This window comes from Nocardia sp. alder85J (assembly GCF_020176955.2).
Classification (GTDB): domain Bacteria; phylum Actinomycetota; class Actinomycetes; order Mycobacteriales; family Mycobacteriaceae; genus Nocardia.
Map to the genome: position 1 here is coordinate 307,807 of NZ_JAIUCZ020000008.1, position 26,041 is coordinate 333,847.

Genomic DNA, 26,041 nt, shown 5'->3' on the forward strand with positions numbered 1-26,041 from the left:
GCTCTATGTACTCCCGTCGGTCGTATCGCCGGTCACCGCGTGCGGCGACCTATTCCAAGGCTTGTCTACGGCCGGCTGATCGCCGACCGGGTCGCTGGCAGCCGCATCCGCGACGGGAGCGGCTGTCCTGTTCCGCTTCGGCGCCGGCACGGGGTCCCATCCACCAGGGTGCCAGGGCGCGCATTTGGCCAATCGGACGGCCGTCAAACCGAGACCGACGATCAGGCCTCGGGTGCGCAGCGCGGTCACCGCGTACTCGCTGCAACTGGGGGTGAACCGGCACACCGGCATACGAGTGGGGGAGACGTAGGTCCGGTACAACTCGATGAGGAAAATCAGCAGATTCACGGGCAGCCGGGCCAGCGTCCGGAATCCGGTCATGACGAAAAGTCCTGAGCCGCCGCATCCGGAGAGGTCATGCTTCCAGTGTCACGTGACGCGAGGGATGTTTCCCGTGGCATCGATGTTTCACGTGGCACCGAACGCCCCTCGGGCATCGAGCGGGTCTCGGGGGCCGCCGGCAGCAGCCGCCGCAGTGCGGCACGCACCTGCCGCTCGAGTTCGGCGGAGGAGGCCGCGGCGGCGCCGGGCAGCGCCCGGATGACGACATCCGCCTCACCGGGGAGTTCGCCGATCAATCCGGCGCACATATGACGCAGGCGGCGGGCCACGCGGTGACGAACCACCGCGGTGCCCACCGCCTTGCTGACGATCAATCCGAAACGTGGGCCCCCGGCCCGCACGGCCGGGTGCCGATCGTCCTCGGCGACGACCGAGGACGATTGCAGTAGATGCACGACGACATCACGCCTCCCGACTCGCCGGCCACTGCGCACCGTCCGGGAGAAATCGGCACGATGATGCAGCCGATACGGCTCAGGCAACACCCGAGTGTCCGAGCGCGTAACGGGCGGAGGGAGGCAGTGAACCGTACGGCGGACGGGGCATGACGCCGGTGCCGACGGGTCAGGCCGTCAGCTTGGCGCGGCCTTTGCCGCGGCGCGCCGAGACGATGGCGCGGCCCGCACGGGTACGCATCCGGAGACGGAATCCGTGAACCCGCGCACGACGACGGTTGTTCGGCTGGAACGTCCGCTTGCCCTTGGCCACGGTCGACACTCCTCGAGTTGGTGGGTGCCACCCGAGGCACCCGCAGCTTGTTCGGTGAAACTATGTGTTCGCGACGGAGGATGATGTCGTCGAATCAGTGATCCGTCGACACCGCCCTCAGCGCAACGCCCATCACGGCGCGGGCAGCAAACAGCCGCCACCACGTCAATGGGTGACTGTACGAGAGTACTGACCGGCTGCGACAGGGTCAAACTCGGGGTAGGCCGACACGCCGGGCAGGCCCGGCCGCGGCGGTCCGGCGCCGGCGGCGAAACCGGCCTCGACGTGCCGCGACCCCGCGGTGGCCGGGTCGCCCCGACGCCGGTTCACACCCCGTCCCGGTCGCGTAGCCAGAAGATAGCTGAACGATCGCTAGGCTCCCCGTCGAGTGACGATCTCCAGCCGCGCAACTCACACCACTGTGGTTCTCCACATCTGTGGATAATTGTGTGGAAATACCCCCGGAGTGGCATATTCGTACCAGCCACCCGCCCACCGGACGGCTCGTCGCCGATCAGCGCCGACGCCCGTGCTGCTTCGGACGCAGGCGGGGCACCGTCTGCTCCTATCGACTTATCTTGCGGGGAGGAAACCTACGTGGACGACGAGCAGAACGTGTTGACCGCCGTCTGGCCCGAGGTGGTGGCCGAACTGACCACCGGCTCGGCCGACGGGGCCATCCCGCCCGTGAGCAATGCTCAGAAGGCGTGGTTGGGCCTGGTCAGGCCGCTCACCGTCGCCCAGGGGTTCGCACTGCTCTCGGTACCGTCGTCACTGGCCCAGGAGGCCATCGAACGCGATCTGCGCGAACCGATTCTGCGTTCGCTGGCCCGCCGGCTCGGCCCCCAGGTGGAGGGACTCGGGGTCCGCATCGCCGCGCCGGCCACGCCTCCGGTCGACCGACCGGCCGCCTCACCGCGCCACGCCCGGCTCACCTCCCGGCCCGAGCGGCCGCGCGAGGCACCCCGCGAGCCGGTCGGTTATCCGGCCGCCCCGGACTACGCCGCGCCCGCCGACTATCCACCGCCGCGCTATCTGGCCCAGGGCGACTACCCGTCGCGCCCGGACTATCCCCAGCCCGCGTTCCCGCCGCAACCGGTGGCCGGAGAATTGCCGGAGGATGACGAGAGCGGTGCCATCCGGCCCGTTCGCCGTGATCTGGACCTACCCCCGCTGCGCGGCGGCGCCGACACCGCCCGGCAGGAGTCGTTGTTCGCCCCGGAGACCGCTCCCGCGCCGCCGCCGGTGCTGCCCACCCGCCGCCCGATCGAGGATCAATCCGCCGCGGACGACGACGAACCGGTGGTCAACGTCCGCAACTCGTGGCCGACCTATTTCAACAAGCCGCCGGAACCGACCCCGCAGGCGGCAACCCCGTCCGCGGCGAGCCTGAATGCGAAGTACACCTTCGAGACGTTCGTCATCGGCGCCTCCAATCGCTTCGCCCACGCGGCCGCGGTCGCCATCGCGGAGGCGCCGGCCCGCGCGTACAACCCGCTGTTCGTCTGGGGCGCTTCGGGTTTGGGGAAAACTCACCTCTTACACGCGGCCGGCCACTATGCCCAGCGACTGTTCCCGGGGATGCGGGTCAAGTACGTATCCACCGAGGAGTTCACCAACGACTTCATCAACAGTCTGCGCGACGATCGGAAGGTGGCGTTCAAGCGCCGCTACCGCGAGACCGACATCCTGCTGGTCGACGACATCCAGTTCATCGAGGGCAAGGAAGGCATCCAGGAGGAGTTCTTCCACACCTTCAACACCCTGCACAACGCCAACAAGCAGATCGTCGTCTCCTCGGATCGGCCGCCGAAACAGCTTGCGACACTGGAGGAACGGTTACGCACCCGGTTCGAGTGGGGGCTGATCACCGATGTGCAGCCGCCGGAGCTGGAGACCCGGATCGCCATCCTGCGCAAGAAGGCCCGGATGGATCGGCTGGACGTACCGCACGATGTGCTGGAGCTGATCGCCAGCCGGGTCGAGCGCAACATCCGCGAGTTGGAGGGCGCCCTGATCCGGGTCACGGCCTTCGCCTCGCTCAACGGCCAGCCGCTGGATCTGTCGCTGGCCGAGGTGGTGCTGCGGGATCTGATGCCCGACACCACCACGCTGGAGATCACCGCCTCCACGATCATGGCCGTCACCGCGGAGTACTTCAACACCACGCTGGAGGAGCTGACCGGGCCGGGCAAGGCGCGGCCGCTGGCCCAGGCCCGCCAGATCGCGATGTATCTGTGCCGGGAGCTCACCGATCTGTCGCTGCCGAAGATCGGCCAGGCCTTCGGCCGCGACCACACCACGGTGATGTACGCGGAGAAGAAGGTGCGCAAGGAGATGACCGAGCGGCGCCGCGTGTACGACCAGGTGCAAGAACTCACAGCCCGAATCAAACAGCGCTCCCGCTGACCGTTCTCCACAAGCCGATACCCCCGGGTCCACCTGGGGGTATCGCTGTTTTCGGGGGTGTGGAATCCTCGAGGAATTCTTGTGGATTCCTCGAGGAAAACCGTTGTTGTCCACCGGTTTTGCACAGGTCTGCGCACAGGGTGAGCGCGGCGGTCCGCCGGCTCTGTACACAGGGTGTGATCCACAGTTCCCACAGGCTGATTCATCCACGGGCACTGAGCTGCCACGATGGCCGATACGGCTTGTGGATTCCTCGAGGAATCCTCGAGGAATCCCCTGGTTGTGCACCGGATTACCCACAGTGTGCACAACAGGCCCCTAACCAGGGGAGAACTCGAGGATGACTCGAGGATGACCGTGGGACAGTTTCGCTGTGTCCACAGCGGCTCCTCGTTCATCCTCGAGACATCCGCCGGACATCCCCATGCCGCCACCCGTTCCCACCTGCGGATATGGCGGAAGTCCACAGATTCCACAGTGCCTACTACTACTGCAGTTCTTCTCCTTGAATAAATTCTTCTAAAACAGGGTGTGTGGAAACTCGGCTCGGGAGCGAACCGCCGGATCCGCAGTGGGACGCGTCGGCGAACGATCGGCAAGGAGGACAGCGAACCCGCGGCACGGGTGCGACGGATCGGCGCGGGGAGCGATCGAGGGCCGCACGCGGATCCACCCGGACGCCGGCGGATCGGCCCGACAGGCGGACGTCCGATATACGAGTCCCCTGTGCGCCACGGCCGGAATTCGCCGCGCCGCACGGAGGGGTGCCGTAGCCACAGCGGACGCTCACGGGTACGGTCTGTGTCGGTCGCCTGTGCCACACTCTCGTGGGTACGTCGTCGGCGGCCGATTCAGACCTCTGCTCGGAGCGACCGTCGATGGAGAATTCCGACGACGAGCAGCCGAACCGAGCAGCCGAACAGATCACGACCGATCGAGACTGGAGAGGACAGACCGGGCGATGGAGCTTGCAAGCATGAAGTTTCGGGTCGCTCGCGAGGATTTCGCGGAATCCGTCGCCTGGGTGGCCCGTAGCCTGCCGTCGCGCCCGCCGGTGCCCGTGCTCGGTGGCGTCCTCCTGGTGGCCGACGAGGGTGGCCTGACGGTCTCCGGATTCGACTACGAAGTCTCCGCGCAGATGCGAGTGGCCGCCGAGGTGGCCGGGCCCGGGCAGGTGCTGGTCTCCGGCCGCCTGCTGGCCGACATCACCAAGGCGTTGCCGAACAAGCCCGTCGACGTGTCGGTGGACGGCACCCGGGTCCTCATCGCCTGCGGCAGCGCGAAATTCTCGCTGCCGACGATGCCCGTCGAGGACTATCCCCAGCTGCCCGAACTGCCGCCGCAGACCGGTGAGCTCGGGGTGGATGTGTTCTCCCAGGCGGTCGGTCAGGTGGCCGTGGCCGCGGGCCGCGACGACACGCTGCCCATGCTCACCGGCATCCGGGTGGAGATCTCCGGCACCCAGATCGTGCTCGCCGCCACCGACCGCTTCCGGCTCGCCGTGCGGCATCTGGAGTGGCAGCCCGGCCGTCCCGATGTGGAGACCGCGGTCCTGGTCCCGGCCCGCACCCTGTCCGAGGCGGCGAAGACCCTCGGTGCGTCGGACCAGCCGGTGCAGCTGGCATTCGGCACCGGCACCGACGGCCTGCTCGGCATCGTCAACGGCGGCCGCCGCACCACCACCCGGCTGCTCGACGCCGAATTCCCCAAGTTCCGCCAGTTGCTCCCCAAGGAGCACACCTCGATCGCGACCCTCCAGGTGAGCGCGCTGATCGAGGCCATCAAGCGCGTCGCCCTGGTCGCCGAGCGCGGCGCCCAGGTGCGCCTGGAGTTCTCCGAGCAGGGCCTGCGGCTGACCGCCGGCGGTGACGACGCCGGCCGCGCGGAGGAATGGCTGGAGGCCGACTTCCAGGGCGAGTCGCTGACCATCGCGTTCAACCCCGGCTACCTCAACGACGGCCTGGCGGCACTGCATTCGGACCGGGTGACCTTCGGATTCACGACTCCCAGCCGCCCTGCGGTAATGTGCCCGACGGCCGAGGAGGAGCCCGCTGTGCTCGACTCGGGTGCGTTCGCCGCGCTGGAGAGCAAGTACATCTATCTGCTGATGCCGGTGCGGCTGCCGGGCTGATGCCGGTGGTCTGTATCCACAATTGGTACCCAACTGTGGATAGTGTTGATAAGTCTGTGGATAACTTGGCGACCTGGACCGTTCCTGGAGCATCCGACGGTCGCCGGGATCCGGCGGAAGCCTCGGCAGGGGGTGCGTAGCGTGTACGTCCGGACCTTGACGCTGCGCGACTTCCGGTCCTGGGAGCAGGCCGATCTCGAGTTGTCCCCAGGTCGTACGGTATTCCTGGGCGCCAACGGCAACGGCAAGACCAACCTCGTCGAGGCGGTCGGCTATCTGTCCACACTCGGTTCACACCGGGTGGCGGCCGAGGCCCCGCTGCTGCGCATCGGCGCGGCCCGGGCCCGGGTCGGGGCCACGGTGGTCAATTCCGGCCGCGAGCTGCGCGTCGATGTGGAGCTCAACCAGGGCACGGCCAACCGGGCGCAGATCAACCGCTCCCCGGTGCGGCGTACCCGGGAGATTCTCGGCATCCTGCAGACGGTGTTGTTCGCTCCGGAGGATCTGGCGCTGGTGCGCGGCGATCCGTCCGAGCGCCGCCGCTTCCTCGACGAGTTGTGCACAGCCCGGCTGCCCCGGCTGGCCGCAGTGCGCGCCGACTACGACCGGGTGCTGCGGCAGCGGTCGGCCCTGTTGAAGACCGCAGGCAAACAGTCCCGGTCCCGCTCGGCCGGCGCCGAACTCGGCACGCTGGACGTCTGGGACGGGCATCTGGCCGTACACGGCGCCGAACTGCTGGCCCAACGGCTGTCGCTGGTCCACGAACTGGCCCCGCACCTGGCCGCGGCGTACCGGTCCATCGCCCCCGAATCGCGGGCGGCGGCCATCGGCTATCGCAGCGGTTACCTGCCGCCGGAGTATCTGGACCCGGGCCGCGCCCCGCGGCCGGAGGATGCCGAACAACTGCAGACGGTGCTGCTGCACGAGCTCACGGCCGCCCGGCCGAAGGAGCTGGAACGCGGTGTCTGCCTGGTCGGCCCGCATCGCGACGATCTGGACCTGATGCTCGGCTCGGCACCGGCCAAGGGTTTCGCCAGCCACGGCGAATCCTGGTCGTTCGCACTGGCCTTACGGCTGGCCGCCTTCGAACTGCTGCGCAGTACCGGCAGCGATCCGGTGCTGCTGCTCGACGACGTGTTCGCCGAACTGGACCGGCGCCGCCGATCCGCGCTGGCCGCCGTCGCCGCCGGCGCCGAACAGGTCCTCATCACCGCCGCCGTTCCCGACGACGTGCCGCCCGAACTCGAGGCGAACCCGATCCGGGTGGAGACCACCGGCGAGGCCGACCATCGCGCCTCCCGGGTGAGCGCCGCGGCTCCGGAGCCGTCCGAGGCGGCCGACGTGGTCGTCCCCGAGGCGGCGGCCATAGTTGTCCACAGCCACGCCGGTTGACTGTGAACAACTCCGATCGGCGCGGCCGCTCCGGCGCCGCGCGGCGTGCCTCGCGACACCCGGTCCAGGAGATCGATCCGGCGGCGGCGACCGGATACCCTGTCCTGCACACCGCGCCCGGGCTCAATGGGGAACCGCACGTCGAGGCCGGTATCGGGGAAGGACGCACACGATGACCGACGACTACGCACACGACGCCGATCCGTCGTATCCGGCCGCCTGGTCCGATGCCCGCCCGCCCGCGGCCGGTGCTGCGGATTCATCCCCAGACGTTTCCACAACTACTGGCGCCGCCGCGCCGGCCGGGCCCGATGGCGCGCTACGCGGTGTCGACCTGGCCCGGCGTGCGCTGGAGGAGGCGCGGGCCGCGGCCCGCGCCAGCGGCAAGGCGGTCGGCCAGGGCCGGGCGTCGCCGCGCCGCGGCGGGGTGCGCGCGTTGCGGCGGCGCGGCGGTGGCTGGTCCGGGTCCCGGCCGGACGAGCGCGATCCCCAGTTGCTGTCCGCCCTGGCCGGTTCCCTGGCCAAGAGCCGCGGCTGGTCGGCGCGGGTCGCGGAGGGCATGGTGTTCGGCCGCTGGTCCAGCGTCGTGGGCGAGGACATCGCCTCGCACGCGACGCCGGTGTCGCTGACCGACGGGGTGCTGAGCGTGCAGGCCGAATCCACCGCCTGGGCCACCCAACTGCGCATGTTGCAGTCCCAGCTGCTGGCGAAGATCAATGCCGCGATCGGCCAGGGCGTGGTGACCTCGCTGAAGATCAGCGGTCCGGCCGCGCCCAGCTGGCGCAAGGGAGAACGGCACATCAGGGGCCGCGGGCCGCGCGACACCTACGGCTGAGCCCACTGCCGGTACGGCTCGGGCCCACTGCCGGTACGGCTCGGGCCCACCGCCGACCGGATGTCGTGGTGTCGCGCCGGAGTTTCACGTGGAACCGATGGCGCGGGAACCGGCCAACCGATCCGCAAACCTTCTCCGGGCGCCACTGAGGCTTCCGGGAGCACCGACACCTATAGCCCGACCCGTCGCGACTCGATTCAACGCGCTCACGGCCCGGCCAGGGGTGTCATAGGTGCATCCTGGTCGGGGTCTACCAGTAGGATGGTGGAGTAACTAGCGGCGATACCGTCGGCGCGTTCCGCACAGCCCGCGCGAGGACCCGTAATTCTCGAGCAGCACGACGCCGGGAACTCCGCGCCAGAGGGATCAGCAAGTAAGGAGAGCTACCGAGCAGTGGCTGCCAACGACTCCAACGCAAGTGGTACGACCAGGGCGAAAGCGGGCAACCAGGACTACGGTGCCTCCAACATCAAGGTCCTCGAGGGGTTGGAGGCGGTTCGCCTCCGGCCCGGTATGTACATCGGCTCCACCGGTGAGCGTGGTCTGCATCACCTCATCTGGGAGGTTGTGGACAACTCCGTCGACGAGGCGATGGCCGGCTACGCCACCCGGGTCGACGTCACCCTGCTCGGCGATGGCGGTGTCGAGGTCATCGACGACGGCCGTGGCATTCCGGTGGAGATGCACGCCCAGGGTGTGCCCACCGTCGAGGTCGTCATGACCCAGCTGCACGCCGGCGGCAAGTTCGACTCCGACGCCTACGCGGTCTCCGGCGGTCTGCACGGTGTCGGCATCTCCGTGGTGAACGCGCTGTCCACCCGCATGGAGGTGGAGATCGACACCGACGGCTACCACTGGAGCCAGGAGTACAAAGAGGCCAAGCCCGGCAAGCTGATCCAGGGCGAGCCCACCAAGCGCACCGGCACCACCCAGCGGTTCTGGGCCGATCCGAACGTCTTCGAGACCACCACCTACAACTTCGAGACGGTCGCGCGCCGCCTGCAGGAGATGGCCTTCCTCAACAAGGGCCTCACCATCACGCTCACCGATCAGCGGGTGGCCGCCAACGACGTCATCGACGAGGTGGTCAGCGAGACCGCGGAGGCGCCCAAGCACGCCGAGGCCGAGAGTGCGCCGGTCGAGCAGAAGGTGAAGACCCGGACGTACTACTACCCGGGCGGGCTCGAGGATTTCGTCAAGCACATCAACCGGACCAAGCAGCCCATCCACAACTCGATCGTGGCGTTCCAGGGCAAGGGCACCGGCCACGAGCTCGAGATCGCGATGCAGTGGAACTCGGGTTATTCGGAGTCCGTCCACACCTTCGCCAACACCATCAACACCCACGAGGGCGGTACCCACGAGGAGGGCTTCCGCGCGGCGCTCACCACGGTGGTGAACAAGTACGCCAAGGACAAGAAGCTGGTCAAGGAGAAGGAACCGGCGCTCACCGGTGACGACATCCGCGAGGGCCTGGCCGCCATCGTCAGCGTGAAGGTCAGCAATCCGCAGTTCGAGGGCCAGACCAAGACCAAACTCGGCAATACCGAGGTGAAGTCGTTCGTGCAGCGCACCTGCAACGAGCACCTCGCGCACTGGTTCGAGGCGAATCCGGCCGATGCCAAGACCATCGTGCAGAAGGCGGTGTCCTCGGCGCAGGCTCGCGCGGCCGCCCGCAAGGCGCGAGAGTTGGTGCGCCGCAAGAGCGCCACCGATCTCGGCGGCCTGCCCGGCAAGCTGGCCGACTGTCGCTCGAAGGATCCGGCCCGCTCCGAGATCTACATCGTGGAGGGCGATTCCGCCGGCGGCTCGGCCAAATCCGGCCGCGACTCGATGTACCAGGCGATCCTGCCGATTCGGGGCAAGATCATCAACGTCGAGAAGGCCCGCATCGACCGGGTGCTGAAGAACACCGAGGTGCAGTCGATCATCACGGCCTTCGGCACCGGCATCCACGACGAGTTCGACCTCACCAAGCTGCGCTATCACAAGATCGTGCTGATGGCCGACGCCGACGTCGACGGCCAGCACATCTCGACGCTGCTGCTGACGCTGCTGTTCCGCTTCATGCGGCCGCTGGTCGAGCACGGGCACGTCTATCTCGCGCAGCCGCCGCTGTACAAGCTGAAGTGGCAGCGCGGCGAGCCGGAGTTCGCGTACTCCGATCGGGAGCGCGACGGCCTGCTGGAGAGCGGTCTGGCGTCGGGCAAGAAGATCAACAAGGACGACGGCATCCAGCGCTACAAAGGCCTCGGTGAGATGAACCCGAAGGAACTGTGGGAGACCACCATGGATCCGAGCGTGCGGGTACTTCGTCAAGTGACGTTGGACGACGCGGCCGCGGCCGACGAGCTGTTCAGCATCCTGATGGGTGAGGACGTGGAGGCACGTCGCAGCTTCATCACCCGCAATGCCAAGGACGTGCGGTTCCTCGACGTGTAGCGCGCCGCCGCGGCGACGGGTAGTGCGCCGCCGCGGTCGCGCTCCGAGGAACCATCCGAAAAGCCTTCCCCTGGAGACTGATTCATGACCGAGACCTCCCTGCCCCCCAGCGGTGGCGACCGTATCGAGCCGGTCGACATCCAGCAGGAGATGCAGAACTCCTACATCGATTACGCGATGAGCGTGATCGTCGGCCGCGCGCTGCCGGAGGTGCGCGACGGTCTGAAGCCGGTGCACCGCCGCATCCTCTACGCGATGTACGACAACGGCTATCGGCCCGACCGCGGTTACGTGAAGTCGGCCCGTCCGGTCTCCGAGACCATGGGTAACTACCACCCGCACGGTGACTCGGCCATCTACGACACCCTGGTTCGCATGGCCCAGCCGTGGGCGATGCGGTACCCGCTGGTCGACGGCCAGGGCAACTTCGGCAGCCGCGGCAACGACGGCGCCGCCGCCATGCGCTACACCGAATGCCGGCTCACCCCGCTGGCGATGGAACTGCTGCGCGAGATCGACCACGAGACGGTCGATTTCATCCCCAACTACGACGGCAAGACACAAGAGCCGGTCGTGCTGCCGGCCCGTGTCCCCAACCTGTTGATGAACGGCAGCAACGGGATCGCGGTCGGCATGGCCACCAACATCCCGCCGCACAACCTGCGCGAGCTGGCCGAGGCGATCTACTGGACGCTGGAGAATCACGAGGCCGACGAGGAGACCATGCTCGCGGCCTGTATGGAGCGGGTGAAGGGGCCGGACTTCCCGACCTCGGGCCTGATCGTCGGCACCCAGGGCATCCACGACGCTTACACCACCGGCCGCGGTTCGGTCCGGATGCGCGGGGTGGTGGAGATCGAGGAGGACAACCGCGGTCGCACCACCATCGTCATCACCGAGCTGCCGTACCAGGTGAACACGGACAACTTCATCAACTCGATCGCGGAGCAGGTGAAGGACGGCAAGATCGCCGGCGTCGCCGACATCCACGACGAGTCCTCCGACCGCGTCGGCCTGCGCATCGTCGTCACGATCAAGCGCGACGCGATCGCCAAGGTCGTGCTGAACAATCTGTACAAGCACACCCAGTTGCAGACCAGCTTCGGCGCCAACATGCTGTCGATCGTCCAGGGCGTGCCGCGCACCCTGCGCCTGGATCAGATGATCCGGCTCTACGTCGATCACCAGTTGGAAGTCATCGTCCGGCGGACCCGGTACCTGTTGCGCAAGGCCGAGGAGCGGGCCCACATCCTGCGTGGCCTGGTCAAGGCGTTGGACGCGCTCGACGAGGTCATCGCGCTGATCCGGCGCTCGGCCGACACCGAGACCGCCCGCACCGGCCTGATGCAGTTGCTGGAGATCGACGAGATCCAGGCCACCGCGATCCTCGACATGCAGCTGCGTCGCCTGTCCGCCCTGGAGCGGCAGAAGATCCTCGACGAGTTGACCAAGATCGAGGCCGAGATCGCGGACCTCAAGGACATCCTGGCGAAGCCGGAGCGGCAGCGCGCGATCGTCCGCGACGAGCTGAAGGAGATCGTCGACAAGTACGGCGACGATCGCCGTACCCGGATCATCGCGGCCGACGGCGACGTCGCCGACGAGGATCTGATCGCCCGCGAGGACGTGGTCGTCACCATCACCGCGACCGGGTACGCCAAGCGCACCAAGACCGACCTGTACCGCAGCCAGAAGCGCGGCGGCAAGGGTGTGCAGGGCGCCGGCCTCAAGCAGGACGACCTGGTCCAGCACTTCTTCATCACGTCCACGCACGACTGGCTGCTGTTCTTCACCAACCTCGGCCGGGTGTACCGGGCCAAGGCGTACGAACTGCCGGAGGCGGCCCGTACCGCCCGCGGCCAGCACGTGGCCAACCTGCTCGCCTTCCAGCCCGACGAGAAGATCGCGCAGGTCATCCAGATCAAGTCCTACGAGGACGCGGCCTATCTGGTGCTGGCGACCCGCAACGGTCTGGTGAAGAAGTCGAAGCTGACCGATTTCGACTCCAACCGGTCCGGCGGCATCGTCGCGGTCAACCTGCGCGACGGTGACGAGCTGGTCGGCGCGGCGCTGTGCTCCCCCGAGACGGATCTGCTGCTGGTGTCGGCGCACGGCCAGTCGATCCGGTTCTCCGCCAACGACGAGGTGCTGCGCCCGATGGGCCGCGCCACCTCGGGCGTGCAGGGTATGCGTTTCAACACCGACGACGAGCTGCTGTCGCTCAATGTCGTGCGGGAGGAGACGTATCTGCTGGTCGCCACCGCGGGCGGGTACGCCAAGCGCACCGCGATCGACGAGTACACCGCGCAGGGCCGCGGGGGTAAAGGGGTGCTGACGATTCAGTACGACCCCAAGCGTGGCAATCTGGTAGGCGCTTTGATCGTCGACGACGACGACGAGCTCTATGCGATCACCTCCGGGGGCGGCGTCATCCGGACGGCTGCGAATCAAGTACGTAAAGCGGGCCGACAGACCAAGGGTGTGCGATTGATGAACCTCGGTGAGGGCGATACGTTGCTTGCAATCGCCCGCAATGCCGACGAGCCCGATCAGGTTTCCGGCGTTGACGATACCGATGGTTCGTAGAACCAGTAAGTTCTCCACCAGCAGCGGCGGCACGACCGATCGAAGGACTTCCGACATTGACCACTCCGAACCAGCCGAATGACGATCGGCACCACGCCAACGGTGTGACCGAGCGGGTCGCACCGTCGCCGATTCCGCCGCGGCCGATTCCGCGGCCGGCGTCGGGTGAGGGCGGGCCGGGTAGTGCCGCGGAGAATTCGGCGACGGAAAAGCTGGACAAGACACTGGATATCGGCGAGCCGGGCGGATCCGGTCCGAAGGCCGACGGTGGGAACGGTTCGTCGCAGCTGCCGCAGCGTGAGCCGCAGTCCAACCTGAACCGTCCGGGCCACGTCCCGGTGACCGGCGGCCGCTCGGTCGGGCTCAATGCCGGGGTCAGCAACGCCCGCACCACCGCCGATCTCGCCGCCAAGGCCGCCCGCAAGGAGGCGGCGATGGTGAAGTCGGTCGGCATCGACGGCCCGACCCGCAGCATCGCGCGGCCGGAGCTGATCAAGGACATGCCCGATCTGTCGGAGCTGCGGCATCCGCTGCCGACGGCCCCGGCGGCCGCCCCGCAGCCCGGGTTGCCGATGGCCCCCGTGCCACCGCCGGTGGCGGCGCCGCTGCTGGACGCCACCGGCCCGCAGCAGCGCATCTCGCCGACGGCCCCGGCCGCGGTCGCCCAGGCGGCGGTCACCGGTGAGCCGTTGCGGGCCACCGTGCAGGTGCGCCACATCGACCCCTGGTCGACGCTGAAGGTGTCGCTGGTGATCAGCGTGGCGATGTTCTTCGTGTGGATGCTCGCCGTCGGCTTCCTCTACATCGTGCTGTCCGGCATGGGCGTGTGGGACCGGATCAACACCTTCACCACCGACATGGTGTCCGACAGCGGTTCGTCGTCGTTGATCGGCGCCGGCTCGGTCTTCGGCTACGCGGCCGTGATCGGGCTCATCAACGTGGTCTTGATCACGGCGCTGTCGACGATCGGGGTGTTCATCTACAACCAGTGCACCGATCTGGTCGGCGGTATCCAGGTCACCCTCGCCGATCCGGACTAGTCCGGCGCCCGCTGCCGCCGACGGCCGGTACCGCCCCTTCCGGGCCTGGTACCGGCCGTTTTGGTCTTCCGGGCCGCCGTACGGTAATCTTCCAACTCGTTCGAGTCACACACTCGAATCGGATGAGGGCCTATAGCTCAGGCGGTTAGAGCGCTTCGCTGATAACGAAGAGGTCGGAGGTTCAAGTCCTCCTAGGCCCACTGGAGAACAGCACAGTAGGGTGGGGTTCATGAAGTACTTTCTCACGATCGGTGTCGTGGCCGCGGTGGCCTTCGCCATCAGCCGGTTCCGCCAGCGTGACGATGCCGCTTTGTGGCACGAGGTCACCACGCGCTGATTTCCCGGTCAGGGGCCTTAGCTCAATTGGCAGAGCACTGCCTTTGCAAGGCAGGGGTTAGGGGTTCGATTCCCCTAGGCTCCACTCTCTACCAGCGGAAACGCTGGTTCGATCGAATAGAGATTCGATCGAATGACACGGAAATGACACGGATTCAGCTCGCAAACCGGTCGAGCGTTGCCGTAAAGTCCGGCGCCTCATGAGGCTTATCGATGTAGTGCTTGCGAGCAATCGCCCCTCCGTCTGCATGCCCGAGTTGGCTTGCCGCGTCCTCCGGCCCGTAGTCCTCAGCGATGATCGAAGCCACGCACTTGCGGAATGTCTTCGGCGTGATCCATGCGAAGTCGTCTCCGCGTGCTTGCCGCCAGACCCGGCGGAAGTTGTGTGGCTCGCGGATGCCACCATTGCGGTCCGGAAACACCAAGTCCAACTTGTTCGGCACCGCGTCCACCTTTACCCGAAGCAGGGTGTCCACCGCGAACTTCGGTAGCTTCACGGTCCGGTACCCGGCATCGGTCTTCGTCCACTCCTGGCGATGCAAGCCCCTCGCCGAGTTCCGAACAATCGTGCCGGAGATCGTGAGCGTGGGGGCTGTGGCGGCAAGGTCGAGATCGCACCACCGGACCGCCAGCGCCTCGCCCGGCCGCGCGCCGGTCGCCAGTAGCACGTCCGCGATATCCAGCATGGCTCGGCTCCGCTTCGGTCCGCTGGTGTATGCCGGAGTGCCGGGGATCTTTTCTCCAGACAACCAGACCGCCAGCTGTGCCTGAAGGGCTTGCAGCGTGGCCAGATCGGCCGCTCGAGGCTTCTCACGCTTCTTGCGTATCCGCGCTACCTCGCGCACTGGGTTCTGATCGATCGCATCGTGCCGGGCAGCAAGACCCATCATCCCGGACAAGATCACGCGATGCCGGCGGGCCTTTTCCTTGCCCACCTCGGCAACCTTCTTGAGATGCTGGTCGAGTCGTGATGTGGAAGCTTCCCAGACCCTGACTCCACCAAGTGCCGACTTGATTTTGATCGTGTCCTTCCGCGCCCGTGGGTCGGTGGATACGTCGATCTCGTCGCGATACAGGTCGATGGTCTGTTGCGTCACGCCATCTTCGAACGTGAGTTCGGACAGCCATTTGTCCGCCAACTCGGCGAGCTTGGTATCTCGGGTGATCGCCGTGCCGCGCTTGTTGGTTCGCTTCTGAAGCTTGTTCTTGAGATTGGCATCGGCGCGGGTCTTCGTCGGTCCGAACGCTTGCACCGTCCGGGTTTCGCCGTCGTCGTCGCGGTGGCGGGTGGTGGCGCGCCAACTGCCGTTGTCCTGCTGCCTACAGCTGATCTTGCCGTAGGTGCCGATCTGGAGGGGTTGTCTAGCCATTTCCGTTCTTTCCGGGGTACGTCTCGTCGGTATCGTCGGCAGTAGTGTCGGGCTTGTGGTGGGAGCGCGGGTGCGACCGATCTCCCTTCAGACCCCGAACCATCAAGGGTTCTTCGTCTCCCGCACGGAACCACTTCGTATCTCCGGCCCTGAACACGATGGTCTCGCCGAACTCTCTACGGAACAGCGACAACGCCATGCCGCACGTCAAGGCGCGCTGAAGTCGGCCGTTGTTCAGGATCGGTTCCAGTTCAGGGGGTTGCAGCAGGTGTTCCCCCCACTCGGTGTCACGAGGGATGTCTATTGCATAGGGTGGAACTTCCCATGCGCGACGGTAGGTGACCTGGTCGTTGGCGTCGTTCAGGTCCCCGCTGATCTGCGCGCGTGCGTTGCGAATGCGGCTGCGACCGATGCCCAGTTCTTCCATGAGGTCGAGCCAGTCTCGTTCGCCAGCATCGACCCGGTCGAACTCCTGTACGGTGCCGTCCAGCAGTTCGAGGAATTCCTTTTCGTTGCGGCAGTTGACCACGTATTGGCGTGGTCCACGTCTGCCCTCCTCTAGCTCGCAGCACAGATGGAACAGTTCGGCCTTTGCCCGTATGCCCTTCAGTTCGTGGCGGGCATGGTTGAGGATGCTCGTGGTCTGGTGAACCCGGTGCATGGCCTGTTGAAGGTTCTGGTCGGCTCGGGCTCTCAGCGTGGCGAGCCCTCCCCATCCTGGGACCAGAGCTAGAGGCTCGATGCCCAGGACGGTTGAGACCGGGAGGGTTTCGGCGAGCTTGACTGGTCGCTGTCCCTTCTCAACCTTGGACAAGGTGACCTGACTCCAGTTCACTCCGACTTCCCGCAGCCGTTTCGAAAGCTCCTCTTGGCTCCACTCTCGGTGGATACGGCGCGCCTCGATCCGCTTACCGATCGCACGGTCAACATCCAACGTTCTACATCTTCCTGTCGCTTCTCATATTTTCTCGTTGTGACTATAACATTAGCTTCTAAGATAGATGTAACTTCATGCGTTATCGTTGTGACCGGTGGTGCTTGAGCGCTTCCCGTAAGAACCGAACACCGGAGGTTGAGTTGGCCGTGCCGACCACAGCAGATGATCAGTGGCTCACCCGCGACGAATTGGCCCAACGCCTGAAGATCCCGGCCAAGACATTGGCCGTGTGGGCATCCCAGCAGCCGCAGAAGGGGCCGCGCTATGTCCGCATGGGCAAGTACTGCCGCTACCTACTCAGTGACGTAATTGACTGGGAGAGAAAGCAATTCGAGGACTGATCGGTGGCGGTACAAGGTAGGTCAGATGGCGGGCCGGTGAGCGCCTACGACCAATTCGTGTCCTGCCTGCGTGAGTACGGGTGCACGGTAGACGACAAGGGTGATCGTGGCTCAGCGTCCACCCCGGGCCATGGTTCTTCGGATCGGGGAACGATGTTCCGCCGGTATCCGGACGGTGTGCTGGTCTGGTGTTTCAACCAGGACCGTGAGGAGATGCTCACTGCGCTCGGGTTGACGATGGCGGATCTGTTCGATTCGCCGCGTACGTCGTATCGGTACGCCGATGGCCGCACAGTGACCCGCTCGTACCGGGATGGGAAGAAGACCTTCAGCCAGAGCGGCACCAGGTCCGGCCGCGCCCTGTTCAATATCGACAACCCGCCTACCGATCAGGATTCGGTGGTGTACGTGGTGGAGGGAGAGAAAGACGTGCGGGCCGCGACCGCGGTCGGGGTGTTCGCGGTGTCGCAAGCCCAGGGCGCGCGCACCTCGCCGGAGCGGGCCGACTGGTCGCCGCTACGCGGCAGGCGCGTCGTCGTGGTCCAGGACAAAGACGACGTGGGCCGGGCGCGGGCCAAGGCGGTGGCGAAGTTGCTGGTCGGCACCGCCGCATCTGTGGCGATTGTCGAGGCTCGTGAAGGTAAAGACTTGGCCGACCATATCGCTGCCGGGCTCGGGATAGGTGAGCTGGTACCTGTGCCGTGGCAGGCGTCGGCGTCGTCGCCGGTCGATCCGGTGGTGGGGTTCTGGAGTGCGCGCCCGGTATTGGCGCATGTGCTGGAGTTCGCGCGAGCGCGACGGGCGGGGCCGTGGGGAACTCTCGGCGTGGTGCTGGCGCGCGCAGTGGCTGCCGTCCCGCCGACGGTGACGTTGCCCGCGACGGTCGGCGGCCGGATGTCGTTGAACTTGTTCACGGCGCTGGTCGGCCCGTCGGGTAGCGGTAAGGGTGCGTGTGAAGCCGCGGCGCGGGATGCCTTGGTCTGCTGCTACGACCCGACCGGCCGGGTCGTGGTCGACGTGCCGGAGTTTCCTCTGGGGTCCGGCGAGGGAATCGCTCGGAGTTTCCGCCCGGCGGGTGCCGACGACGATGCACCGAACCTGAGGGATCGAGCGGTGTTTACAGCGCCGGAGGTCGACACTATGAAGGCGTTGTTCGCGCGTACCGGAGCCACACTTGAAGCAGAGCTGCGCAAGTTGTACAGCGGTGAACAGATCGGCTTCAACAACGCCCAGAAGACGACACGTACAGTGGTTTCCGCGCACAGCTATCGGGCCTGCCTGGTGGTCGGAGCGCAGCCGTTGCGGGCGGGGGCGCTGCTCGACGGGGCCGACGGTGGTACTCCGCAACGGTTCCTGTGGTTGCCGGTCGCCGATCCGGATGCGCCGGACCAAGCGCCCGCCGAGCCGGCGGTGTGGAAGGTGCGTTTGCGTGACTGGCAGCCTGGTCCGCTGCCGATTCCGGATGTTGCCCGGCAAGAGATCGACGCGGCGCGGTTGGCTCGATTGCGTGGCGGCACAGATGAAGCTGAAACGCTGGACGGGCACGGGTTGCTGTCCCGTTTGAAGGTTGCAGCGGCGCTGATGGTGCTGGATGGCCGGACGGTGATCGACGCGCAGGATTGGGCTCTTGCCGGTGTGGTGATGGCCGTTTCGGACGGGACGCGTGCGAGTGTGCAGCGAGCAGCAACCGAGCAGAAGCGCCGCGCCAACCACGCTCGTGCGCTGGCGAGCGCGGAGCGTGAGGAGATACTCAGCGACCGGAAGTTCCAGCGCGCCCGAAACTCGATTCTTCGATCTCTTACCGATGGCCCGGCCGGGCGTTCGCCACTGCGCCGGAGGATGAAGGAAGATATCCGCGCCAACTTCGATGCCGCGCTCTCGGATCTGCTCGACTCCGGCCAGATCCTCGAATCCGGTCCCGACAGCAAGCCGGTCTACACCTTGTCCACCGACGGACCCGAGTCCCCAGGGACTCATCCTGGTAATCCCGCTCTACCAGCGGAGATTCTGTGAGTCCCAGTGGGACTTGAGTCCCTGTGGTTGGTGATACCGACCAGAGATCTACGGATGTGGCAAGTGATTCGACAGCCGGATCGGGTGAGCCCGAACCGCTGGCGGATGTCGCAGGGCTGCGCTGCCCGATCTGCCGCCAGGTTCACGATGACCTCGAACTGAACGCGACCGCGCTGTGTCGGCGCTGCCGTACGGCCGGTAACTACCCGCGACGGTGCGCGGTGTGCGGCGAGGAGTTGCCTCGGAAGTTCGTCTTCGATCGGCACCGGGTGTGCCGCCCCCAACTCATGCTCGAAGGAGTCGGGTAGAGGTGGCGCGGAATCTCTGGCCGAACGCTGGGGAACCCGTACCGACGAAAATGCGCAGGGCATCCCGATGCCGCTCGGACAGCCGGGGGAGGGGTGGGGGACTACCCCCGGACCTGGCGATGCTCACCGGGACACATAGCACTCGCCCCCATGCGTGCGCCATGGCCGGTTTTTCCGACCAGGGAGAGGACTGAAACCGTCATCGGCAGGCATACCGCCGAGTTGTTTGTACGGGTTCCGGAATCGTTCCGATCCGTAGTGACCGTCACCGATGATGGTCGCCCTGTCCGGGTAGAAGCACGTCGGCGGGGGCAGGCCCCGGAAAAATCCGACCCCCGGCCCCCATGACCCCCGCCCTAGTCATGAATTTTTTTATACGGGGCCGTTTTTCGCCAAGAAACGGACTGTTCCGGTGCCTGAACAGCGGAAACAGGCATCTTCCAGGGTCATTCGTGGGCGGATATCCCCTGGATGGACTCACGGTCGTGACGCGGTGCCCGCTCGACCCGCACAGCACGGGGTCTATCGGTCGGTGCCGGGTACATCGTGGTGCCAGAGCCAGTGCTCGAGGCTGCCGCTGCATACGATCGCGTCGTGTTCGTCGGTGAGGGTTCCACCCGTGGGGCGGGTCCGGTGCCCGCCAGACCCTCGAGCCGAGACCGGATACCGCACCCCGCCAGAGATCGCTTACGTGTAGCCTGCCGGGCCTTCGGCGATCAACCGTTGGTAGACCTCGATCGCTTCCGGATCGCCCGCGTCGGCATGATGCCGGTAGTAGGCGAGCTTGCCGCCGTACCCGTCCGACACCATCGGCGGGGGCGGGCTGACGGCGCTCACTGAATCTCCCCACTGACGCTCATCGAAATTCCCCATTTGCCCGTGTGGCTTCGTCGTGAAGGGCGGGCCTCTTCCGAAGCTGGTGGTTACCACACCTGACCAGCAGTTTCGTTCGGAGGAGGCCCGCTTTTCCATGTTGACACGTGAGGAAGATGTGGAAATCAGTGCCCTGCGCGCCCGAGGCTGGACGATCTCCCAGATCGCCCGCCACACCGGCCGCGACCGCAAGACGATCCGCGCCTATCTGGCCGGGGAACGCCAGCCCGGGGTCCGGAAACGACACCAGCCCGACCCGTTCGAACGGTTCGTGGACTATGTGACCGCCCGCCTGACCGAGGACCCGCACCTGTGGGCGCAAACCCTGTTCGACGAGCTCGAACCTCTCGGGTTCGGGTTGTCGTATCAGTCGCTGACCCGCAACATCCGCGCCCGCAAGCTCCGTCCGGTCTGCCAAGCCTGCCGGAGGGTGACCGAACGCCCCAATGCCGTCATCGCGCACCCACCCGGTGGTGAAACCCAATGGGACTGGGTCGATCTGCCCAACCCACCGCAGTCGTGGGGGTGGGGCGCGAACGCGCACCTGCTCGTCGGGTCCCTGGCCCACTCCGGCCGCTGGCGCGGCTATCTCGCGCCGGCCACCGACCAGCCGCACCTGATCGAGGGCCTGGACCGGGTCGCTCGCGCCCTGGGCGGGGTGACCGGGTCGTGGCGGTTCGACCGCATGTCCACTGTCTGCTATCCGTCGTCGGGGCAGGTCACCGCGTCGTTCGCCGCGGTGCTCAAGTACTACGCCGTGCTGCCGGAGATCTGCCCGGCCCGCGCCGGCAACCGCAAAGGAGTGGTCGAGAAAGCCAATCACACTGCCGCGCAACGCTGGTGGCGCACCCTCGCCGACGAACTCACCGTCGAACAGGCACAAGCGAGCCTGGACAAGTTCTGTTCACTGCGCACCGACACCCGGCTGCGGCCGACCGCCGACGGCCGGGCCAGCGTCGCGACGATCGCGGCACGAGAACCATTGCGGCCGTTACCTGCTGACCCGTATCCGGCGATGGTCACCGAACCGAGGGTTGTGTCCCGGCAGGCGATGATCTCCTGGCGCGGCAACCGCTACTCGGTGCCTCCCGAGCTGGCCGCGGCGACGGTCATCGTCGCACAACCGTTACGCGGCAACACCATCGACATCGCCACCACAGCCGGGATCGTGATCGCCCGACACGAACGCGCCGCCGACGGCCTCGGCGCCACGGTCCGTGACCACGGCCACGTCGTCGCGCTCGACCGCGCGGCGATGGAGTCGGCGAACACCGGCCGCCCGCACCGCCGCAAGGAACGCATCCCACCCGGCGACGCCGCCCGCGCCGCCGCCGCGGCCCTGCGGGCAGCCGCCGATCCCGCCGACACCAGCACAGCCGCATCGGCGGTCACCAGCAACATCACCGATCTGGCCGCCTACGAGCGCGCCGCCACCGCCAGGAGCCGCAAATGACCACCAGCCCGAACAAGACCGCCCGCCGAGCCACGAAAGCCGCCGGCGCCGACGAGACCGCGACCCGCTACCAGCAGCTCCGCTCGCATCTGGCGACGCTGAAACTCCACGCCGCCGCCGAAGCCCTCCCACGGATCCTCGAAGACGCCGTCGCGCAGAACCTCTCGGCGACAGCGACTTTGGAGAAACTACTACGCATCGAGGTCGACGACACCGAAGCCCGCCGGCTGAACGGGCGTCTCCGGTTCGCGAACCTGCAAACCCCCGCGTCGCTGGACAACTTCGACGTCGATGCCGCCTCCGGGATCGACCGGCCGCTGCTCGACGAGCTCGGCACCTGCCGGTTCCTCGAATCCGCGACCAACGTCCTGCTGATCGGCACCCCCGGCACCGGAAAGACCCATCTGGCAACAGGACTCGCCCGCGCGGCCGCCCACGCCGGTTACCGCACCTACTTCACCACCGCCGCCGATCTGGCTGCCCGCTGCCACCGCGCGGCGATCGAGGGCCGGTGGGCGACCACCATGCGGTTCTACGCCGGACCGGCCTTGCTCGTCATCGACGAACTGGGCTACCTGCCGTTGCCGGCCGAGGCGGCATCAGCCTTGTTTCAGGTTGTCTCGCAACGATATTTGAAGACCTCGATCGTGATCACCACCAACCGAGGTGTCGGGTCGTGGGGCGAAATCCTCGGAGACAACACCGTCGCGGCCGCACTCCTGGACCGCCTGTTACACCGGTCGATGGTCATCAACCTCGACGGCGACTCCTACCGGCTACGCGATCATCACGCAACCGCGGACAACCTCCGGCGGGCAACCACCGGCAATCGCGAGCCCCTATAATCGTGACCGCCCACGGGTGAGGCATTTCGACGAGCCCAGTTGGGGAATTTCGATGAGCGCAGTCAGGGCCTTGCCGCCGCAGTTCCTCGGCCTTCTCCATCCACCCCCACCGCTCGTACCGCGACAAATCTTCCAGCCAAGCTTGTTGAAACGTGGCCGGACCATCGTCCTCAGGGTCGGCATCCGGACCGTCATACCCCATGCTCTCTCTCCAAGTAGGTCAAAACACCTTCTCTGCCAGCGAATTCGTCGTAGTGTCCCCACACCGCCAGCGTGAGTGTGAGGGGCATGTGGTCCATGCAGTCGGACAACGGACGCGGGGAGAAGTAGGTGACTGTGTGGTCTTCGACCCAGAACGACGCGACCCGGATCACGGGTCCGTCCGCCTGCCAGACCGCTCCGTTGCCCGAAGCGGTCACGGTGACATACGGCTCAGTCAGCGCCACGGTTTCCCCTGATCCCTTGCTCTACAAGCTTTTTCAGCTTGCCGGACGGTTGGAGCGTGGTTCGTGTGCGGTTCGGCCAGGTGAACGACACGAACACCACACCGGCGCATACCGCCACGATCGCCACCACACCGACGAGGGTCACCATCGCGCGTCCCGCATGGCCTCGAGCGTCGCTTCGATCTCCTCGGGTCCGGCGAACTCGATCGGCCGATACGGTTCCCGAACCTCCCACGGCTGCGCATCGTCCGATCGACGCGGAATCCGTTGTGGTAGGGAACTTTCCGTGATCATCGTCGTACCCGCTCGGTCCAGTCGGTCAAGCCGTCGGCAGAGGTGAACATCCGGCCGATGTTGCATCCCGAGGGCCGGTTGTTGACGACCAGCACTGTGTGATTGATCAGCGACTCTTCCCGGATCTCGTCCCAGAGGCCCGCGTACTGCGGCAGCATCTCCCGGACCTGGTCCAGCGTCGGACGCTGGTGTGGTTCGGGGCCGAAAGCAATGTGGCCGTCCGGGAGTTCCCGCATCGGCTCGTTCGGCCACCGCCGAGCCGGGAACCGGGATTGCGGATCGTTGAGGTGCATGATCCGGGCGACACCGCCGGCGGGGATCTCCCACATGGCCGAGACGACATCCTTCACCGTCCGGAAGAGAAGCCGATCCGTATTCCTGGACACGATCACGTCGTCACCCCTGCCTGTCTCCGATATCTGGAAGGCACCCGCCGCCGGGGAACCTGACGAGGTGGGCCGATTCCGACCCGGCGGCGGGGCCACTACCGAGCTTCGTGGCTGGCAAGACCGGCGAGGGCCAGCGATGGGACAGAGGGACAGCCGGTAGGCATCGATCTACGCTCGGTTCATGGGCGAGCATGTGGGACAGCGGATCGCCGCCGAGCGCAAGATTGCCGGGCTGAGCCAACGGCAGTTGGCCGGGCGTGCTTTGTACAGCCTGAGCATGGTCAAGGCGGTTGAGCAGGGCCGGGAGGTCGCTTCGCCTGGATTCATCGCAGCGGTGTCGAGGGCGCTCGGAGTGGAGCCGGACAGGCTACAAGGAACGCCTTTCGTCGAGACCTTGGAAGAAGACGGCCCACTCGAAGGGCTTGCCGAACTGCGGGCGGTGTTGGCCGAAGGCGCGTACGTGCTGGCTGCTCAGCCGCCGCCATCATCGGAGTTGGCCGCCGAATTGGCGAGGGTGGAGACAGCCTTGCACGACGACAAAACGCGGCGTGCACTGGCGTTGCTTCCCGGTCTGATTCGGCAACTGCACGGTGCGGCGCAGTCTGCTCGAGATGATCGGGAGCGCACCCGCGCGTACGAGATGCTGTGTGCTGCATACGTCGCAGCCGAAGGCGCATGCTGCCGACTCGGATACTCGTCGCTGACGGCGTTGGTGCTTGATCGGCTGGACTGGGCGGCTGGGCATGCCGAAGATCGCGGCTACGCGGTTCGCAGTCTGATGAAACGGTCACGGCTCCTCATGTCGTACGGCTCGACCGACGTAGCGATGTCGCTGGTAGATCGTGGCCTCGAGTTGCTGCCCGGAGACAGCGAGGGGGAGCGCGTACTGCGCGGATACGGGCATCTTCGCGCCGCGATCGTGGCCGCGCGTGGCCTGCGGCTGGATTCGGCGCGCGACCACATCGAAGAAGCCCGCCGGATCGCTAATACGATGAATCGTGAGAGCGACTTGTACACAACCGATTTCGGTCCGGGCAATGTCGAGATCCATGCGTGCGCAGTCGAGTTGGAAGCTGGCGACCCTGGCAAGGCCGCTCGGGACGGTGCCGTGCTGCAACTGCCGTCCGACGTAGCCGCCCCTCGGGCCGGGCATCACTGGCAGGACAATGCCCGCGCCTGGCTCATGGCAGGTAAGCCGGACAAGGCGCTGGCGGCACTGAACAAGGCTCGCACCGTGGCTCCACAGCAGACTCGCCTGCACCCGTCGGTCCGGGAGACCGTTTACGGCATCGCCGCGGCGCAGCGCCGCCAGTCGGACAGCCTGCTCGGGTTCGCCTCCTGGCTGGGTGCGTCGCTGTAGCCGGACGGCGGGCCGCGAGGCTGACACGATAAGGGCATGAACGAGCAGGGAATTCCGGTCCTGTACGCCATCGTGACCGGCTCGACCGTCGCGGCGAATGTCGGCGCGCTGGTGGATCTCGCCCAGGGCGACGGATGGGATGTGTGCGTGATCGCTTCGCCGGAGGGGCGGCGGTTCATCGACGTTGACGAGCTGGTGGCCAAGACCGGGCACCCGGTGCGCAGTCAGTACAAGGACCCTGGAGCCCCCGACGCGCTACCGCCGGCCGACGGGATCATCGTCGCGCCGATCACCTCGAACTCGCTGGCGAAGTGGGCCACGGGCATCTCCGACACGTTGCCGCTCGGGTTGCTGGTCGAAGCGGTCGGGCTGGGCCTGCCTGTGGTCGCTGTGCCGTTCGTGAACCGAGCCCTGCTGAGCTTCCCGCCGATCGGCGAGGCTGTGCGCAAGCTGTCGCAGTGGGGCGTGACCGTGTTATCGGAGGACCCGCCGCACGAACCGAAGTCCGGCGGTGCCGCTCGCGAGCGTTTCCCGTGGGAGGGTGCCTGGCGCGCGCTGCACGAGCATCCCCGATTCGCGGTCGGGAAGTAGCTCAGCGTCGCTGTAGCCGATGCCGTTCGGGACTGGCCGTTTCGGCCAGCGTCGCACAGATCCGGGCTCCGGCCCTTTCTTCACATCACGGGGAAACTTGGCACCGAGCAAACTGGTCTGAGGCTGGGTCATTGGTGGGTTCTGACTGGGGATTCGACCTACCCCCGTGGGGTGTCCCGGGACCTGGCGGTGAATCACCAAGGGCCGGCCCCAACTTCCCTTCTCAGCCTTCAGCGACGGCTCGGACTTGGTGTCACCAGCAAGCGTGAACCGAATCAGGAATGTCTTGGACTCGGCCGGACCGCTGCTTTTCTTCTCCGATTCACCGCCGTCCCGCTCGGACGCTGAGCGTTGGCGTAGAAAGCAACCTTCGATGCGGCCGATGGGTAGGTGGGTCGAGTCTGCCGTTGATCCTCCGGTACGTCAGGTCCGACTACGCCCGAGGTAACCAGTACCAGGCCGTTCGCTGCACTCGAACCGTGACACGCTAACGACACGGTTTCAGCGGGAATCGGTGCGATTCGACAGGAACCGATGGGT

The 26,041-nt window shown here is 66.5% G+C and carries 22 protein-coding genes and 2 tRNA genes; 16 read left to right on the forward strand and 8 right to left on the reverse strand.

Annotated elements, in window-relative coordinates; all coding sequences use genetic code 11:
* Positions 1-3: 3 nt before the first annotated feature.
* The 3 genes from yidD to rpmH form a co-directional block, all read right to left on the reverse strand.
* Positions 4-381: a membrane protein insertion efficiency factor YidD gene (gene yidD / locus LBW94_RS29585; protein ID WP_225058177.1), complete on the reverse strand. Its 378-nt coding sequence runs from the start codon at positions 379-381 to the stop codon at positions 4-6.
* Positions 378-887 (reverse strand): ribonuclease P protein component, encoded by a 510-nt coding sequence (gene rnpA / locus LBW94_RS29590; protein WP_416276972.1) that lies wholly within the window; start codon positions 885-887, stop codon positions 378-380. The genes yidD and rnpA overlap by 4 nt, the downstream gene beginning before the upstream one ends.
* Positions 888-966: 79 nt before the next feature.
* Positions 967-1,110 (reverse strand): 50S ribosomal protein L34, encoded by a 144-nt coding sequence (rpmH, locus tag LBW94_RS29595; protein WP_033085250.1) that lies wholly within the window; start codon positions 1,108-1,110, stop codon positions 967-969.
* Between the two features lie 774 nt (positions 1,111-1,884).
* On the opposite strand from rpmH, the gene dnaA reads away from it, so the two are divergent.
* The 10 genes from dnaA (at position 1,885) to LBW94_RS29645 (ending at position 14,366) form a co-directional block, all read left to right on the forward strand.
* On the forward strand, positions 1,885-3,519 hold the full coding sequence (gene dnaA, locus LBW94_RS29600) for a chromosomal replication initiator protein DnaA (RefSeq protein ID WP_416276986.1): 1,635 nt from the start codon (positions 1,885-1,887) through the stop codon (positions 3,517-3,519).
* A 961-nt stretch (positions 3,520-4,480) separates the two neighbouring features.
* Entirely contained in the window at positions 4,481-5,650 is a 1,170-nt protein-coding gene (dnaN, locus tag LBW94_RS29605; RefSeq protein ID WP_225058175.1) for a DNA polymerase III subunit beta, read from the forward strand.
* 141 nt (positions 5,651-5,791) lie between these two features.
* Positions 5,792-7,042: a DNA replication/repair protein RecF gene (gene recF / locus LBW94_RS29610; protein ID WP_225058174.1), complete on the forward strand. Its 1,251-nt coding sequence runs from the start codon at positions 5,792-5,794 to the stop codon at positions 7,040-7,042.
* A gap of 172 nt (positions 7,043-7,214) precedes the next feature.
* Complete coding sequence (locus LBW94_RS29615; protein ID WP_225058173.1) at positions 7,215-7,877, forward strand: DUF721 family protein; 663 nt, start codon at positions 7,215-7,217, stop codon at positions 7,875-7,877.
* A 393-nt stretch (positions 7,878-8,270) separates the two neighbouring features.
* Positions 8,271-10,319, forward strand: a complete 2,049-nt coding sequence (gene gyrB / locus LBW94_RS29620) for a DNA topoisomerase (ATP-hydrolyzing) subunit B (protein ID WP_225058172.1) — start codon at positions 8,271-8,273, stop codon at positions 10,317-10,319.
* Between the two features lie 84 nt (positions 10,320-10,403).
* The gene (gene gyrA / locus LBW94_RS29625) at positions 10,404-12,905 is read left to right on the forward strand and encodes a DNA gyrase subunit A (protein ID WP_225058171.1); all 2,502 of its coding nucleotides are present in this window, start codon (positions 10,404-10,406) and stop codon (positions 12,903-12,905) included.
* Positions 12,906-12,961: 56 nt separating this feature from the next.
* Positions 12,962-13,945 (forward strand): DUF3566 domain-containing protein, encoded by a 984-nt coding sequence (locus LBW94_RS29630; protein WP_225058170.1) that lies wholly within the window; start codon positions 12,962-12,964, stop codon positions 13,943-13,945.
* Positions 13,946-14,071: 126 nt separating this feature from the next.
* Positions 14,072-14,145, forward strand: a tRNA-Ile gene (locus tag LBW94_RS29635).
* A gap of 29 nt (positions 14,146-14,174) precedes the next feature.
* Positions 14,175-14,282, forward strand: a complete 108-nt coding sequence (locus tag LBW94_RS29640) for a DLW-39 family protein (RefSeq protein WP_225058169.1) — start codon at positions 14,175-14,177, stop codon at positions 14,280-14,282.
* An 11-nt stretch (positions 14,283-14,293) separates the two neighbouring features.
* Positions 14,294-14,366: transfer RNA gene (locus LBW94_RS29645), tRNA-Ala, on the forward strand.
* A 70-nt stretch (positions 14,367-14,436) separates the two neighbouring features.
* On the opposite strand, the gene LBW94_RS29650 is transcribed toward LBW94_RS29645, so the two are convergent.
* Positions 14,437-15,651 (reverse strand): tyrosine-type recombinase/integrase, encoded by a 1,215-nt coding sequence (locus LBW94_RS29650; RefSeq protein ID WP_225058168.1) that lies wholly within the window; start codon positions 15,649-15,651, stop codon positions 14,437-14,439.
* The gene (locus LBW94_RS29655; protein WP_225058167.1) at positions 15,644-16,585 is read right to left on the reverse strand and encodes a helix-turn-helix domain-containing protein; all 942 of its coding nucleotides are present in this window, start codon (positions 16,583-16,585) and stop codon (positions 15,644-15,646) included. Before LBW94_RS29655 ends, LBW94_RS29650 begins: the two co-directional genes overlap by 8 nt.
* 149 nt (positions 16,586-16,734) lie before the next feature.
* On the opposite strand from LBW94_RS29655, the gene LBW94_RS29660 reads away from it, so the two are divergent.
* Both LBW94_RS29660 and LBW94_RS29665 read left to right on the forward strand, forming a co-directional pair.
* Positions 16,735-16,929: a helix-turn-helix domain-containing protein gene (locus tag LBW94_RS29660; RefSeq protein WP_225058315.1), complete on the forward strand. Its 195-nt coding sequence runs from the start codon at positions 16,735-16,737 to the stop codon at positions 16,927-16,929.
* 36 nt (positions 16,930-16,965) lie between these two features.
* Positions 16,966-18,942 carry a hypothetical protein gene (locus LBW94_RS29665; RefSeq protein WP_225058166.1) on the forward strand — a complete coding sequence of 659 codons (1,977 nt, stop codon included), beginning with the start codon at positions 16,966-16,968 and terminating at the stop codon, positions 18,940-18,942.
* Positions 18,943-19,937: 995 nt separating this feature from the next.
* On the opposite strand, the gene LBW94_RS29670 is transcribed toward LBW94_RS29665, so the two are convergent.
* Positions 19,938-20,087 (reverse strand): hypothetical protein, encoded by a 150-nt coding sequence (locus LBW94_RS29670; RefSeq protein ID WP_266272428.1) that lies wholly within the window; start codon positions 20,085-20,087, stop codon positions 19,938-19,940.
* A gap of 133 nt (positions 20,088-20,220) precedes the next feature.
* On the opposite strand from LBW94_RS29670, the gene LBW94_RS29675 reads away from it, so the two are divergent.
* Together LBW94_RS29675 and istB are read left to right on the forward strand one after the other, a co-directional pair.
* Positions 20,221-21,576 (forward strand): Mu transposase domain-containing protein, encoded by a 1,356-nt coding sequence (locus tag LBW94_RS29675; RefSeq protein ID WP_225062769.1) that lies wholly within the window; start codon positions 20,221-20,223, stop codon positions 21,574-21,576.
* Positions 21,573-22,421, forward strand: a complete 849-nt coding sequence (gene istB, locus LBW94_RS29680) for an IS21-like element helper ATPase IstB (RefSeq protein WP_225062770.1) — start codon at positions 21,573-21,575, stop codon at positions 22,419-22,421. Before LBW94_RS29675 ends, istB begins: the two co-directional genes overlap by 4 nt.
* A gap of 432 nt (positions 22,422-22,853) precedes the next feature.
* Here the strand turns inward: istB and LBW94_RS29685 are convergent, their stop codons facing one another.
* Together LBW94_RS29685 and LBW94_RS29690 are read right to left on the reverse strand one after the other, a co-directional pair.
* Positions 22,854-23,015 carry a hypothetical protein gene (locus tag LBW94_RS29685; protein ID WP_225057999.1) on the reverse strand — a complete coding sequence of 54 codons (162 nt, stop codon included), beginning with the start codon at positions 23,013-23,015 and terminating at the stop codon, positions 22,854-22,856.
* Between the two features lie 142 nt (positions 23,016-23,157).
* Entirely contained in the window at positions 23,158-23,553 is a 396-nt protein-coding gene (locus LBW94_RS29690; RefSeq protein ID WP_225058000.1) for a hypothetical protein, read from the reverse strand.
* Between the two features lie 178 nt (positions 23,554-23,731).
* Between LBW94_RS29690 and LBW94_RS29695 the strand changes: the two genes are divergently transcribed.
* Both LBW94_RS29695 and LBW94_RS29700 read left to right on the forward strand, forming a co-directional pair.
* The gene (locus tag LBW94_RS29695; RefSeq protein WP_225058001.1) at positions 23,732-24,910 is read left to right on the forward strand and encodes a helix-turn-helix domain-containing protein; all 1,179 of its coding nucleotides are present in this window, start codon (positions 23,732-23,734) and stop codon (positions 24,908-24,910) included.
* A 36-nt stretch (positions 24,911-24,946) separates the two neighbouring features.
* Positions 24,947-25,501: a flavoprotein gene (locus tag LBW94_RS29700; RefSeq protein ID WP_225058002.1), complete on the forward strand. Its 555-nt coding sequence runs from the start codon at positions 24,947-24,949 to the stop codon at positions 25,499-25,501.
* The last annotated feature ends 540 nt before the right edge of the window (positions 25,502-26,041 follow it).

Bases quoted from the DNA above. Each gene is read 5' to 3' on its own strand.
- LBW94_RS29685 (WP_225057999.1), bottom strand. From the start codon at position 23,015: ATGGTGACCCTCGTCGGTGTGGTGGCGATCGTGGCGGTATGCGCCGGT.
- gyrA (WP_225058171.1), top strand. From the start codon at position 10,404: ATGACCGAGACCTCCCTGCCCCCCAGCGGTGGCGACCGTATCGAGCCG.
- dnaN (WP_225058175.1), top strand. From the start codon at position 4,481: ATGGAGCTTGCAAGCATGAAGTTTCGGGTCGCTCGCGAGGATTTCGCG.
- LBW94_RS29695 (WP_225058001.1), top strand. From the start codon at position 23,732: ATGGGCGAGCATGTGGGACAGCGGATCGCCGCCGAGCGCAAGATTGCC.
- LBW94_RS29675 (WP_225062769.1), top strand. From the start codon at position 20,221: ATGTTGACACGTGAGGAAGATGTGGAAATCAGTGCCCTGCGCGCCCGA.
- yidD (WP_225058177.1), bottom strand. From the start codon at position 381: ATGACCGGATTCCGGACGCTGGCCCGGCTGCCCGTGAATCTGCTGATT.
- istB (WP_225062770.1), top strand. From the start codon at position 21,573: ATGACCACCAGCCCGAACAAGACCGCCCGCCGAGCCACGAAAGCCGCC.
- LBW94_RS29650 (WP_225058168.1), bottom strand. From the start codon at position 15,651: ATGGCTAGACAACCCCTCCAGATCGGCACCTACGGCAAGATCAGCTGT.
- LBW94_RS29700 (WP_225058002.1), top strand. From the start codon at position 24,947: ATGAACGAGCAGGGAATTCCGGTCCTGTACGCCATCGTGACCGGCTCG.
- LBW94_RS29615 (WP_225058173.1), top strand. From the start codon at position 7,215: ATGACCGACGACTACGCACACGACGCCGATCCGTCGTATCCGGCCGCC.
- LBW94_RS29640 (WP_225058169.1), top strand. From the start codon at position 14,175: ATGAAGTACTTTCTCACGATCGGTGTCGTGGCCGCGGTGGCCTTCGCC.